15 protein-coding genes and 2 tRNA genes are annotated in these 13622 nt (G+C 45.9%); 14 read left to right on the top strand and 3 right to left on the bottom strand.

What is annotated here, in order from left to right:
• From nirD to BLS03_RS16765, 10 genes are all read left to right on the top strand, one after another.
• Positions 1-336, top strand: coding sequence for a nitrite reductase small subunit NirD (gene nirD, locus BLS03_RS16720; RefSeq protein WP_093276526.1), 336 nt, complete (start codon positions 1-3; stop codon positions 334-336).
• Between the two features lie 118 nt (positions 337-454).
• Positions 455-1303, top strand: coding sequence for a formate/nitrite transporter family protein (locus tag BLS03_RS16725; protein WP_093276529.1), 849 nt, complete (start codon positions 455-457; stop codon positions 1301-1303).
• 247 nt (positions 1304-1550) lie between these two features.
• Complete coding sequence (cobA, locus tag BLS03_RS16730; protein WP_093276531.1) at positions 1551-2309, top strand: uroporphyrinogen-III C-methyltransferase; 759 nt, start codon at positions 1551-1553, stop codon at positions 2307-2309.
• A gap of 132 nt (positions 2310-2441) precedes the next feature.
• On the top strand, positions 2442-3167 hold the full coding sequence (locus BLS03_RS16735) for a siderophore ferric iron reductase (RefSeq protein ID WP_093276534.1): 726 nt from the start codon (positions 2442-2444) through the stop codon (positions 3165-3167).
• Positions 3168-3327: 160 nt separating this feature from the next.
• Complete coding sequence (locus BLS03_RS16740; protein ID WP_093276536.1) at positions 3328-4095, top strand: DUF3450 domain-containing protein; 768 nt, start codon at positions 3328-3330, stop codon at positions 4093-4095.
• 1 nt (position 4096) lies between these two features.
• Positions 4097-5458: a MotA/TolQ/ExbB proton channel family protein gene (locus tag BLS03_RS16745; protein ID WP_093276539.1), complete on the top strand. Its 1362-nt coding sequence runs from the start codon at positions 4097-4099 to the stop codon at positions 5456-5458.
• Positions 5458-6021: a MotA/TolQ/ExbB proton channel family protein gene (locus BLS03_RS16750; RefSeq protein WP_093276541.1), complete on the top strand. Its 564-nt coding sequence runs from the start codon at positions 5458-5460 to the stop codon at positions 6019-6021. The genes BLS03_RS16745 and BLS03_RS16750 overlap by 1 nt, the downstream gene beginning before the upstream one ends.
• Positions 6018-6422 (top strand): ExbD/TolR family protein, encoded by a 405-nt coding sequence (locus BLS03_RS16755; protein WP_093276544.1) that lies wholly within the window; start codon positions 6018-6020, stop codon positions 6420-6422. The genes BLS03_RS16750 and BLS03_RS16755 overlap by 4 nt, the downstream gene beginning before the upstream one ends.
• Positions 6422-7045 carry an energy transducer TonB gene (locus tag BLS03_RS16760; RefSeq protein ID WP_093276546.1) on the top strand — a complete coding sequence of 208 codons (624 nt, stop codon included), beginning with the start codon at positions 6422-6424 and terminating at the stop codon, positions 7043-7045. The genes BLS03_RS16755 and BLS03_RS16760 overlap by 1 nt, the downstream gene beginning before the upstream one ends.
• Positions 7042-8223, top strand: coding sequence for a tetratricopeptide repeat protein (locus BLS03_RS16765; RefSeq protein ID WP_093276549.1), 1182 nt, complete (start codon positions 7042-7044; stop codon positions 8221-8223). The genes BLS03_RS16760 and BLS03_RS16765 overlap by 4 nt, the downstream gene beginning before the upstream one ends.
• Positions 8224-8354: 131 nt before the next feature.
• Here the strand turns inward: BLS03_RS16765 and BLS03_RS16770 are convergent, their stop codons facing one another.
• Positions 8355-8897 (bottom strand): outer membrane beta-barrel protein, encoded by a 543-nt coding sequence (locus BLS03_RS16770; protein WP_093276552.1) that lies wholly within the window; start codon positions 8895-8897, stop codon positions 8355-8357.
• 269 nt (positions 8898-9166) lie between these two features.
• Positions 9167-9388 (bottom strand): hypothetical protein, encoded by a 222-nt coding sequence (locus tag BLS03_RS16775; RefSeq protein WP_093276554.1) that lies wholly within the window; start codon positions 9386-9388, stop codon positions 9167-9169.
• Between the two features lie 480 nt (positions 9389-9868).
• Here BLS03_RS16775 and BLS03_RS16780 point away from each other — a divergent pair, with 480 nt between their 5' ends.
• Positions 9869-10846 (top strand): chemotaxis protein, encoded by a 978-nt coding sequence (locus BLS03_RS16780; protein ID WP_093276557.1) that lies wholly within the window; start codon positions 9869-9871, stop codon positions 10844-10846.
• Positions 10847-11048: 202 nt separating this feature from the next.
• Positions 11049-11711: a DUF2726 domain-containing protein gene (locus BLS03_RS16785; RefSeq protein WP_093276559.1), complete on the top strand. Its 663-nt coding sequence runs from the start codon at positions 11049-11051 to the stop codon at positions 11709-11711.
• Positions 11712-11748: 37 nt separating this feature from the next.
• On the opposite strand, the gene BLS03_RS16790 is transcribed toward BLS03_RS16785, so the two are convergent.
• Positions 11749-12792, bottom strand: coding sequence for a GGDEF domain-containing protein (locus BLS03_RS16790; protein WP_093276562.1), 1044 nt, complete (start codon positions 12790-12792; stop codon positions 11749-11751).
• A 357-nt stretch (positions 12793-13149) separates the two neighbouring features.
• Between BLS03_RS16790 and BLS03_RS16795 the strand changes: the two genes are divergently transcribed.
• Positions 13150-13226 (top strand) — tRNA-Val (locus BLS03_RS16795).
• 38 nt (positions 13227-13264) lie between these two features.
• Positions 13265-13341 (top strand) — tRNA-Val (locus BLS03_RS16800).
• The last annotated feature ends 281 nt before the right edge of the window (positions 13342-13622 follow it).

The following is a 13622-nucleotide window of genomic DNA, read 5'->3' on the forward strand; positions in this document are numbered from 1 at the left end:
ATGAGTTCAAATCTAACGTTTACGTCGGTATGCAGCATTGATGACATCACGGCAGGTACTGGCGTTTGCGCCTTGGTCAACGACCGTCAAGTCGCGGTGTTTCGTCCAACCGGCGAAGCCGAAGTTTTCGCCATCGACAATATGGATCCGTTTGCCAAAGCCAATGTGCTGTCGCGCGGCTTAATTTGTGAGCATAACGGTGAGCTTTGGGTAGCCAGCCCACTGAAAAAGCAGCGCTTTAATTTGAGCTCAGGTCTTTGCATGGAAGATGAGCGCTTTAGCGTTAAAGCATACCCAGCGCGCGTTGTCGAAGGCGTGGTTAATATCGCGGTTTAAACATCAGGCCCTGCTTTGCGAAGGAGGGCCTTTTGATTAAATAGCCAAGGTTTCTGCTAAGTGGCTTTGCCTATTTAATCTTTCACTTTTAATTTTAACTTTTGAATAGGACACGATTATGTCGGCATTAAAACCAGCTGAATTTGTTCAAACTATGATTGACGTTGGCGAAGCGAAAATCAAAACCGCTACACGGGATTTGATTTTGCGCGGCGCAATGGCGGGGATCATTTTGTCATTGGCGGTCGTGGTGGCCATCACCGCCATCACTCAAACTGGTATTGGACTGGTTGGGGCACTGGTGTTTCCAGTCGGATTTTGTATTTTAAGTTTGATGGGCTATGACCTAGTGACCGGTGTGTTTGGTCTTGCGCCACTGGCGCTATTAGACCGTCGCCAAGGAGCGAGCCTCGGGCGCGTTCTGCGCTGTTGGGGCTTGGTTGGCCTTGGTAATCTGATTGGCTCTTTGATTGTGGCTGGGTTTATCGCGCTATCACTGACCATGAATTTCAGCGTAGAACCTAATGCGGTAGGACAAACCTTTATTAAAGTGTCGACTGCTCGCACCGTGGGTTTTGAAAACTTAGGCGCCGATGGTTGGATCACCTGCTTTGTGCGCGGCATTTTGTGTAACTTGATGGTGTGCTTGGGCGTGATTGGCAATATGACTGCCCGAAGTGTGGCAGGCAAAATCGCCGCCATGTGGCTACCGATTTTTATCTTTTTCGCCTTGGTGTTTGAGCACGCGGTGGTCAACATGTTCTTATTCCCACTGGGTATGATGCTTGGCGCAGACTTCGGTATTGCGACATGGCTTAACTTCAACCTGATCCCAACCATTTTGGGCAACATTGTCGGCGGGCTGCTGTTTACTGCAATCCCACTGTATCTGACTCACGCGAAAACCGCGCCGAGCCTTGATAGCGCAGAAAGTGACGACCCTCAATCTGTTGTGAGCCCGCGTTAATTATTTAAAAAAGGCTAATAATTAAAAACGGTTAACCACTAAATGCGGTTAACTACTAAAAGGCCACGGCGTAGATTCGACTTTTTGCCGTGGCCATCTTTCAACATCACAGCGAGTTTAAGTATAAAAAGTGGTCTTGATTTGACGCTAAATTCAAGGATTAAGTCCAAGGCTTAGGTTCAAGGTCTAAGTTCAAGGTGTTAGCAGGGCAACTTTTTATATTAAAATTCATACGGATAGGTAAGTTATGACTTCTCCTTCTTCATCGCATTCAGGCTTTGTCTCTTTAGTCGGCGCAGGCCCGGGTGATCCGGACCTGCTGACGGTCAAAGGTCAGCGAGTCATCCAGCAGGCGCAAGTGGTGGTGTACGACCGTCTAGTTTCACCGGAAATACTGGCGCTTGCGAGCGATCAAGCAGAGATGATTTATGTCGGCAAAAAGCTCGATTATCACTGTGTCCCCCAAGATCAAATCAATCAATTGCTGGTGGAAAAAGCTCGCCTAGGTAAGCGTGTGGTCAGGCTCAAAGGCGGTGACCCGTTTATGTTTGGCCGCGGCGGAGAAGAGCTTGAAGCGCTGGCACAGCAAAATATCGCTTACGAAGTGGTGCCTGGAATAACGGCGGCGGCTGGCGCAACGGCGTATGCAGGCATTCCGCTAACTCATCGCGATCACGCGCAAACGGTGCAGTTTATCACCGGGCATGTTCAGCAAAATGGCCAAGAGATCGATTGGTCATCGCTTGCTCATCAAAACCATACTTTGGTGTTTTACATGGGCCTCAAGCAGTCAGAACACATTGAGCAACAGCTGCTAAAGCAAGGGCTGGATGACAACACGCCGGTTGCCGTTATCGAAAATGGCACTCGCCGTGAACAGCGAGTGCTAAGTGGCACACTGAATCAGCTATCGGCATTGGCGCAGCAGGCAAAAAGTCCGGCTTTGATCGTGGTCGGCAGTGTCACTCTGCTTCATCATCGCTTGGGGTGGTTTCAGCGCGATTAAACTGTTGTGATAATGAGATTAATTATTTTTAGTTAATGATAACCAATTGCATTCATCCGCCGCTGACGATATTCTTGATGCCTTAGTACACTTTTTCGTTAGGTACGTTTCGTCAGTTACGTTCGTTAGTCTATGGTTGCATCGTCGTTTTTCTCTCAGCTTCATTCCAAGTCGTCACAATTAACGCCTTACCTGCGTGGCTACCAAGGTGAAGTGGCGTTGAATGCGGTCATTCCTCAGCAAGATAATCAAGCGGTGATCGAAGCGTTGTTCTCCCAACTTGAACAAGATCACCCAGAAGCGGGCAATGCCTATTGGCTGACTCGCACTTGGTCATTGCTGTGCTGGCAGCCTGTGTATTTGGCATTTATCTCGGTTTATCAACTCAAATCGGTACCACCGCTGGCAAGTATGGTGCAGTACGTCAGCGACAACTTTATCTCCGGCTATCAATTTCAGCGTCACACTGTCACCCAAGGTGGCGTTAAAGCCTTGATTGAGTGTGCTGGGCGAGAGTTGCGCGCTTTGCTTGATGATTATCGAGAGCAAATGGCGACTTGGACCCGCATTCGCCCAGGTTTTGCAGACCATTTACTTGGCGATGTGGTGATGAGCTGTTTGCTTAATGCTCATCAATCTGGAGAGTTGGATGAAGCGTCACTTCGCGCTCATTGCCAGTGGTGGCTTGAAGCTTGTCAGTTACCGCTATCTCTCGCCAATACACTTTTCCATGCACCGATATCGAGCGAAATCATCCAAATACGAAAAAGTTGCTGTCTGGTTTACAAGTGCCACGGACGTGGCCTTTGTGGTAATTGCCCGCGCCATGAAGACAACAAAAAGCGGCTATCGCAATGATTCATTGATAAAAATCTCATCAAACACTTACTAGGAGTGTTGTTATTTGTTTTTCATCATTGGAATTAACGTCAAAAATCGTTAGTATGGGCTCGAATTGATAATGAGATTTCTTATCAACTTTGCCGTATGACTTCTTCAATAGTAATCGATCACTGATATGAACTTAATGAAACCCAGCTTAGCCCTGATATTAGCGGCTTGTTATTCATCTTCTTACGCAGCGAATTCGCTGAGCAATGCACAAGCGGTGCAAAGCCAGACTAACTCTGCATCTGCGGCGAGCCAAAAAGCCATCGATAAAAGCGCTGTGAACACACTTGAGCTGCGTGGCGATATCGAGCGACTTCAAGAAGAAGTCAAAAATATGAAAGTGTACCGCGACCACTTAGCGGCCTTGGTTGAAAACCAACAAGGCGAAGCCGATAGTCTTGCGGTGCAAATTGATGAAATTAAAGATACGCGTCAAGGCATTGTACCGTTGATGTACGCCATGCTTGATGGTCTGAAAAAAGTCGTGGCAGACGATAAGCCGATCAAATTGGCTCAGCGTCAAGCACGTATCGAGAAACTCGATGCACTGATGACCCGCGCCGATGTCAGTGATGCAGAGAAATATCGCCGTATTTTGGAAGCCTACCAAATCGAAATGGATTACGGCACTAAACTTGAGGCTTACCAAGGCGACATCACCATCGATGGTCAAAACCGTCAAGCCGATATTCTCCACCTAGGCCGCATCTCTCTGATTGCCCGCAATTTTGACCAAAGCGAATACTGGACGTGGAACCAGCAAGCACAAACATGGCAAAGCGTCGATGCATCGATGCAGCCACAGTTGAATAAAGCGTTTAGCGTGGCGATGCAACAAGCGGCGCCAAGTTTATTAACCCTGCCTGTCTCTTTAGCGCAAGGAGAGGAGAACTAAGATGAAATTGCATACTCTCTCTATTGCACTGCTTTCAGTGACAATGTCACTAAATCTTCATGCCGCTGACACGTTAACCAGTGCGGCAAAAGCCGATCAGAAACAGCAACTGCAACACAACAGCCAGCGTGAAGCGGGCTTCAAAATGACTGAGAAAGAACTCAGCGCAATGAAAGCGAAGTTGGTTGCCGAGCGCGATGCGCTGCAAAAGCAAACCGACAGCTTGACGCAGACATTTAGCCAAAATGAAGACAAATTAGCGCGCCTTGAAGAGCAGCTGCGTTTAGAAAGTGGCAGTCTAGGAGAAGTGTTTGGCGTTGTGCGCCAAAACGCCAAAGAGCTACAAAGTGAAATTCATCAATCGGTAACAAAAACCGATCGCAATCAGTTTGCATCTGTAGTTGACGATATCGTGGCGGCAAAATCGTTGCCTTCGATCAAACAGCTAAAAGGTTTGTGGCAGGCATTTGAAGAGCAAATCAAAGCCAGCGGCGAAGCAGCGAGCACCCAAATTAAATTTGTGGATGGCCAAGGCAAAACTGAGCAAGTCAAAGCCGAGCGTATTGGCGCATTTGGCTTAGTGACCGACCAAGGTTATGTCGATTGGAAAGGCGATAAAAACGAAGCGCAAGGCTTTGCGAAGCAGCCTGAAAATGGCCCAACGTTATCAAGCCTCTCAGCGCTTAACCAAGGCGGCATCGTCAATATGGTGGTCGACCCATCGCGAGGCGTGATGATTGACCAACTTGCTTTAGAGCCAACAACGATGGAGCGCCTGCAAGCTGGCGGCGTGGTCGGTAAGATCATTCTTGGTTTGTTGGTGATCGGTATTGTTATCGCGCTGGTTCGCGGTACTAGCCTAGCGCTTGCGCGACAAAAAATTCGCGCTCAGCTGAAAAATCCGCAAAATCCCGGCAATAACCCGCTTGGCCGTGTGCTCGGTGTGTACAGCAAAGAACAAAACCGCAGCGTTGAATCCCTTGAACTGCGTTTACTCGAAGCGGTGGTTGATGAGCAATCAAGCCTAGAAAAAGGCTTATCAATGCTTAAGCTACTTGCGGCGCTTGCGCCTATGCTCGGCCTTTTGGGTACTGTCACCGGGATGATTGATACGTTCCAAGTTATCACTCAGTTTGGTAACGGCGATCCAAAAGTTATGGCAGGCGGTATTTCGATGGCGCTGGTGACCACGGTTCTTGGTTTGGTTGCGGCGATGCCACTTCTGTTGGCTCACAATTTCTTGAGCTCACAAGCCGAACACATTCGCAATATTTTAGAGAAACAAGGCATCGGTTTGGTCGCGGCGCAGGCCGAGAAAGATCAAACCGTCAATCATAGTGCGCCGGTTGGGAACGCAGCCTAATGAGTAGCGTTAACCTTTTCGCATGGCTACCAAATGCGCTTGCGCATACTGACTGGGCAGTCTCGCTGCAACAGTTTATGGAGCAGGGCGGTCAGGTGCTTTGGTGGCTTGCCGCAGTCGTTGCGCTGTATTGGCTTTTGATTGTGGAACGAGCGCTGTATTTGCTGTTTTCCTTTCCAAAGCAGCGTTCAGTGTGGATCTCCGAGTGGCAAAAGCGCAGTGAACAGCATTCTTGGTATGCCCGTTCGATTCGTGAAGGCTGGCTTGGACAAGCGCAAAGCGAATTGATGCAAAACCTCAATCTCATCAAAGTGTTGGTGTCTATTTGCCCAATGCTAGGTTTGCTAGGCACCGTGACTGGCATGATTTCAGTGTTTGATGTGATGGCCAACCAAGGCAGCAGTAACCCGAAATTAATGGCCGCAGGTATTTCTCTTGCCACTTTACCAACCATGGCTGGCATGGTGGCAGCGCTGGCAGGCATGTTCGTCCATGCGCGTTTAGTCAAAGCTTGTCAGCTTCGAGAGTTGAAATTAGAAAAATCTTTGAGGAGTCAGAAGTGAGACTCGGTAGACGTCATTCAAAAACAGAAGAAGCGCAGATCGATTTAACCTCGATGCTAGATATCGTCTTCATTATGTTGATCTTCTTTATTGTAACCAGCTCATTTGTGCGTGAGTCCGGAGTTGAGGTGAATCGTCCTCAAGCCTCGCACGCTGTTAGTCAAAAGGATGCCGGTATTTTTGTCGCGATTACATCCGCGAACGATATCTACATCGATAAACGTATGGTCGATGCTGAGCGTGTACAGGCGACCTTAGAGCATTTAATTTTGGATAAGCCGGATGCCTCATTGGTTATCCAAGCCGATGAACATGCTTATAACGGTACTGTGGTCAAAGTGATGGATGCCGCCAAAGGCGCTGGTGTGAAGAACATCGCCTTGGCTGCGGAGAATAAATAGTGAAACGTCTGATGCTTGCCGCGCCAGTCGCGGTTGTTATGGCGTTTGCGGTGTTTTCGTTTATGGCTTGGATGGTGGACAACGGCAATCGCAAGCCGCCGGCGTCTAAACCAGCACTGAGTTTCAACATGGTGATGGTGGAACACGAACAAGACGTTCAGCGCCGCCACCGTAGCGTGCCAGACAAACCGAAAATGCCTGAGGCGCCAAAGCAGAGCCCAGTAAGCGATGTGAGTAGTGCTGAAGTTTCGCCAATGAACAGTATTGAATCGCTGCCCGCGCTTGGCCTGGATACCAGCATTCATGGTTTGGCGATCGACGCACCGACGTTTGGGGATTTTGGTGTAAACCAACAGGCGATGCCCATTACGCGAGTGGAACCTGTGTACCCAGCTCGGGCGCAAAAGCGCCGTATTGAAGGTTTTGTCTCGCTACGTTTCACCATAGATAAAACTGGTCGTCCAACCGATATCGAGGTAGTTGATTCAGAGCCAAAACGTATCTTTGACAGGGAAGCGGTTCGAGCGTTGGGTAAATGGAAGTATCAACCGCAGATTATTGATGGCAAAGCTGTTGAACAGCCAGGCCAGACAGTAAAAGTGGAGTTTAAATTAGCAAAATGATCAGACGAATTTTTTACTCAGTTCCTTTGCTAACGCTTTCGATGGCATCGTTTGCTGCGCCGCAGCTTAGCCAGTACACGGCAATTCGCGTGCAAAAAGCCAATGAGTTAGCGCTAAAAGAACAATTTCAGCCAGCAATTCAAGTGTTGGATTCAATCGAGTCGTCACGTGAATACGATACCGCTTATGTTGAGCGCATGCTTGGCGTGTTCTATTGGCAAGCGGGCAACGCCAAACAAGCGATCAGCCATTTAAGCCAAGCGGTGAATAGCCATCAGCTTGAAGATGAAGCTGGCTGGGCGACTGAACGTATGTTGGCCGATCTATTGATGACTCATCAAGAGTATCAACAAGCGATTCCTCATTATCGTCAACTGACCAAAAACGTGCCGCAGGGCAAAAAGGTTGACGAAGTCTGGATGCGACTTGCCCAGGCTCATTATCAGCTAGAGCAGTGGCCGGAAGTATTGAGCACGCTGACGCAATACCAAAAGTATCAGCCGATCAATAAAGTACCGACCTTATCGCTTAAGTTGGGCGCAGAAATGGCGCTTGAGCGCTGGAAAGCGGCGATTCCGACTCTAGAAGCGCTAATTAGCTTAGAGCCGGATAAGTTCTCTTGGTGGCGTCAGCTTGTTGGTCTGCAATTACAAACCAAACAGTATGGTAAAGCTTTAGATACGCTCGCGTTAGCTAAGCTAAAAAAATTTCCATTGAAAGATTCTGATTTGCGCTTGCTGGCGCAGTTGTATGCACAGCGCGGAATTCCTGAGCGTGCCGCCATGGTGCTTGGCGAACTGCCCGATGCGAATAGTGATATTAAGCTTATCACTCAACAAGCTGTGTATTGGCAGCAAGCCAAAGAGTGGGATAGTGCGATTGAATCTTGGCAACTTGCAGCGAAACACGACAGCAAATATCAGTGGAACTTAGCCGAGTTATTATTGCAGCAAGGGCAGTATCAAAGTGCGATTGCGGCGTTAGAGCAAGTCAAAGATGCCGATAAACAGCGGCAAGTATTATTGGCGAAGGCAAGAGCGCATTACAAACTCGATAATCTTGATAAAGCGCTGGTTGAAGCCAAACAGGCGCACAATATTAAACACTCTGAAGAGTCTGAAAACTGGATCAAGTTTTTGACGAACTTGCGTAAAACCCAGCAGGGTGTTGATAGTTAAGCACTGAGCGAATGTGCTTTTCGTACTAGCTTGTTTCGTACAATTCGCTTTTTACTGATCATAAAAAAGGATGCCAATTGGCATCCTTTTGTCTATTCATCGTATTAGCAAATGTGCTAATTGCTCTGCGCTTAGAAGTAGAAGCGAGTACCGAATACGATGTTAGTGAAGCTGTCTTCAAGACCGTCTTTAGTTACGTTGATGTCGTCAGTTGCGATGTTGTAGTTAACTTCAGCACTTAGAGCAACACTTGGGTTTACGAAGTATTTCAGACCCAAAGCCATTTTGAAGTTAAGAGCGTTATTAGTACCGTCGCCCCAATCTGCATCGCCGTTGCCATCTTTGTAGTCAAGGTTAGCAAATTGAGCTGCAGCGCCAACGTAAGGTACGAAATCAGTAGAGTTAGTGAAGTTATACTCAGTGAATGCACCTAGATCGAAGCGTTTGTTGTGCTCAGACATGTTCATGCCTAGAGTACCACCCACTTCCCAGTTATCCATGATGAAGTAACCGTAAGAAGAATCTAGGATTAGTTGGTAATCATCAGAGTAATCAAGGTTTAGGTTACCTTGAAGAGACATTTCTTGTGTGCCTTTGTCTAGCAATACCGCTGCTTGAGAGAATGCAGAAACAGAAGCCATTACTAGGCCTAGCGCTAACGTAGTTTTTTTCATTTTATTAATCCTTATTTATTGCAAGAGCCTTTAAAGCTCGTGGCGATAAAATAGGATTCATTCGCTATGCAACTGTCAGAGTATTGTTAGCAAAATTGGCATCCGGTAAACGTCCAATTTTTGAGTATGGCGCTCTGTATGAATAGTGAGAGTTTGGTGAGGTCGGTGGTGAGCAAATACTCAACCACACAGTTTTGGCATGAAGTATGGTTAAATTTAAAAGTGTTAGGTTTAACGGGGTGCTTAGCTGTTAGCTATAGCGATTGGTGCTATTTATCGAAGCGGCAGCAAAACTCGGCGCGCCAGATCAAATCGTCACGTTGAGACATGCTCTCTAAAACTTGCTCGCCAGATAACTGAGGAAAAGTGTGCTTCACTTTCACTTCCACATCATCACCCGCTTCATAAGCTCGCACATGAGTAAACGTGCTGGATAAATTACGAGATAACATTGATGTTGATAAACAGATGCCAAAGACGTCACGTTCCATATTCACCTCTTGCTCCTTGCTGTCTTTTCCGTGCTAAGGAAAACTACGTTTAACCTGCAACGACTCACACTGGGCACAGGTTAAAAATCCATCTAAGAAATAAGTATAATCCGCAACTCAGATAGGCACATAAAATATTCAACTATTTTGAGCGATTTTTGCACTCAAGTGACAGTCGTTACAGGGATGGCAACGGTTTAACGGTTAGGGAATGGGATAGCGGTCCATTTCTGGACGATATTAAAAATTAGTTCTAGAGTTTAGCTGTTGTTGTTTCAATAGTTTGGCTCAGCTAGCACAATGATAAAATTGTCTGGCGTTTATCTCGCAATCTACGATACATTCACATAAGCATTTATAAATATAAAGTTTATCAGTAGTATAAATACAAAGATGCAGTCGTCCTCCAGCGCAGAATTGAACGCTGGAAGCCGTTCGATTTACCTTGTTTAGAATACCAGTGATGAGTAAGAACCAATTATGAGTGTTTCAAGTAGTACTATCCTGACCGAAAGTGGCACCAACGAACTTGAGATCATCGAGTTCCACCTAGAAAAACAATTGCCTAATGGGAGTACCAAAACCTGCTATTACGGTATTAACGTTGCGAAAGTGCGCGAAGTGATTCAAGTGCCTGAAACGACCGACTATCCGAACGCCCAACCTCATATGATCGGTGTATTTTCATCGCGCGACGTGTTAACACCGTTAGTCGACTTAGCAGGCTGGCTGGGTGTACCGACTCGCAATGATATCCAAAAGAAATTTGTTATCGTGACCGATTTCAACCGTATGACGAATGGCTTTTTAATCGACAGCATTAGCCGCATCCATCGTATTTCTTGGAATGATGTAGAATCGCCAAGCCAATTTCTCGAAGCGGGCGAACAAGATTGTGTGGTTGCTGTGGTACGTAAAGATGGCAACCTGATCATGATTTTGGACTTTGAAAAGATCATCGCCGACATCAACCCAGAACTGAGTATGGAAAAGTACGATGTCAAAGTGGATAAAAGCGTCGATCTTAACCAAAAAATGGTCTCAAAACGCAATTCTAAAACCATCATGGTGGTAGATGATTCAGCATTTATCCGTAGCCTCATTCAAGACACGCTTAGCTCTGCAGGTTATAACATCATCGCGTGTAAAGACGGCGGTGAAGCTCATGACAAACTGATGGAAGTGGCCGGTGTGGCTAAAAACGAAAATATGAGCGTAGATGAACTGATTAACGCTGTAGTGACGGACGTTGAAATGCCACGTATGGACGGAATGCATTTAGTGAAACGCCTTCGCGACAGTGCAGCATACCACTCAACACCTATTGTGATGTTTTCATCGCTCATGAGTGACGATAACCGCGTTAAAGCACTTGCACTAGGTGCCAATGACACGATTACCAAACCCGAAATTGGCAAGATGGTCGCCATGATGGACAAATACGTGTTCGGTAGCTAACCGACAAATTATGTAATGTGAACCCGAGCTTTGGCTCGGGTTTGTTTTTTGTAGCCTAGTATCTCACCATAGGGCACAGAGTGCGCTTTTGCTGGCATTTTGAGTTCGAAATAGGAAAAGTTTCTTGCTCAACTGAGCTGAAATCGAATAATAATTAAAGCGTTACCAGTTTTTTGTATTTTTATCATTATCGGTTGGGTTCATGGAAAGCGTTTTTATCATCGTTGTCGTGTTAGTGGCATTCTTTTTTTTAGTTCAAAAACGAGCGGCAAAACAGGTCCCACTCAAAGAGAGCCAATATAAGCTCAAAGGCAGTCTGTTAAACAACAACGAGAGCGTGTTTTACAACGCATTGGTTGCGGCGGTAGCGAACAATGGCGTGGTGATGCCTAAAGTTGCGATGAGCCAAGTTATAGGCCCGAAGTCAGGCAATAAAAAGCAGTGGTTCATTGCCAATAACCGTATTGCGCGCAGCTATTTTGATTATGTGATTTGCGACCCTCGAACCTTTGAACCGCGAGTCGTGATTGAACTTGATAACGGTAAAGAGCTAGATAAAGGTAAAATAGAGCGTCAAAAGCTGATCATTCATGTATGTAAAACCGCGAATTTGCCGCTGATTGGTTGCCATATAAAACACAGCTATCAAGTGGGCCGGTTGCGCCGCTTGTTAGCGACTCATATAGAATTGATCGAACCAGAAAAAGAAGTGCGGTTTTGTAAGCGCTGCGGAAGCCCAATGGTAATTAAAGTTGCTGCACAAGGCGAGTTCAAAGGGCGAAAATTCTTTACCTGCAGCCGTCAGCCGCACTGCACCTATACAGAAAACTACAATGTTGTCTTTGAAGAAGATGACGAGTTATAAATGACAAAGGGTTATTGATGGGCCATAACGCTACCCATTAGCTGTAACTGACGATACTTGGCGATTCTTCAAAGCCGGAAATCATCACCTGGTTACGACCGTTTTGTTTGGCGCGATACAGTTCCTTATCTGCTCTTTTTAATACGTCTTCTAAGGAAATCAGTCGATCACATTGATATACGCCGATACTCGCCGTGAGCTTGATCGGCAAGTTTTTATCATTAAATTCATAAGCTTCAATAGCCGAGCGCAGATGCTCGGCTTTTTGTTTGGCTTTTGCCATGCCCGTGTTGGTCAAAGCCACACAAAACTCTTCTCCGCCAATTCGATACACCATGTTATCGCCTGAGAGCCCATCGATAAGGCTTGCGGTTTGCACTAAGACTTTATCGCCAATAGGATGACCAAAACGGTCATTAACCGATTTAAAAAAGTCGATATCTAAAATCAATAATGCCAAGGGTTGTTGGTTTTGTTGCTGGCGAAAGGTTTGAAAATTGTGGATCAGTGCATGACGATTATAAACGCCCGTTAGTGCATCTCGCGCCGCTAATTCACCCAATGAATTTTCTGAATTATGTCTTTTAACTTCCAAAATATGTACTGTCGCCCAAATACAAAAGAAGCACAGATATAAATTAATCAGGAAAAGCGTTTCTTCAAATACTTCTGAGTGGTTGAGCTTGTATACGATGGTAATACTCTCGACTACCAGCGCCATTGCTGTTGAAACGAAGCCAAACGTCTTTCCGAGCACTAAGTAAAACATCACCGGAAATAGGCACGACCAGACAAACAAACCGTCTGAGAGTGGGGTAGTCAGGGTTCCGACTATGACCAGCGTAATGATCGCATGGGTATATAAATTCGCCATCACAAAACTGTAGCGAGAGTGTTTTATTCTGGCGTAAACCCAAAGTGAGAATAAACAAAACAGCAGATCCACACTGGCGGAGAAATAATTGCCGTAACTGAAACTGAATAAGGCGAGCAACAACGAAACCAGCGCCAATAATACGCTGAGTCTAAACAAAATCAGAGTCCTGATCTGTTTAGAAGGATTAAACAAGTCTATATCCATGTTAATCGAATCCTTTCGATGTTGATTAATATGCTAGATAGTGAATATTGGAATTCATATTAATACTTTAGTGCTAGCGATCAATCATAATTTGAACGAATATCGCTTTTTGGTACGACGTGTTGTTGTAAACATGCCCAATGTCACGGACTTTGCTTCCAAAAATACCAAATGGTAGATGGTAAAGGTGGCGTTCATACCGTATTTCATCTACGCAGAGAATAAAGCAATATTGAGGAAGTTGGGAGCAAAAAATAATCAAACAGGTGATAAGTGCATCAAACGGTACGAAAAAGCAAAATTTCCTCTTGCACCTAAAAACAACACTGGGTAATATCCTCGTCGTTCCAAGACAATGCGTCCGTAGCTCAGTTGGTTAGAGCACCACCTTGACATGGTGGGGGTCGGTGATTCGAGTTCACTCGGACGCACCATTCTTGCTTGAATGATTATTCAGTTGAACACAAAATTTGGGTCCGTAGCTCAGTTGGTTAGAGTACTACCTTGACATGGTAGGGGTCGGCGATTCGAGTTCGCCCGGACCCACCAAATTAAACAAAAGAGCCCGCTTTATAGCGGGCTTTTTTGTGTCCAACTCACCAGAATGTCAGTTCGCTTTTACATCTTTTCATAAAAATAGTTATTCGCCATTATTCACTCAACGCTTGATGACTCATATCTATCTAGTCACAAGTGGTCACCATTGTGACCACTTGTGACCACGCATGTTTTTCCTCGATGATCTTCTGTTTAGAAAATGGTCTATTTTGAGACCGTTTTGATTGTTCGAATTTTTTGAATGACAACTCGTTCTAAGTTCTATAACAAAA

The sequence above is a fragment of the Vibrio xiamenensis genome, assembly GCF_900100015.1.
Classification (GTDB): Bacteria; Pseudomonadota; Gammaproteobacteria; order Enterobacterales; family Vibrionaceae; genus Vibrio; species Vibrio xiamenensis.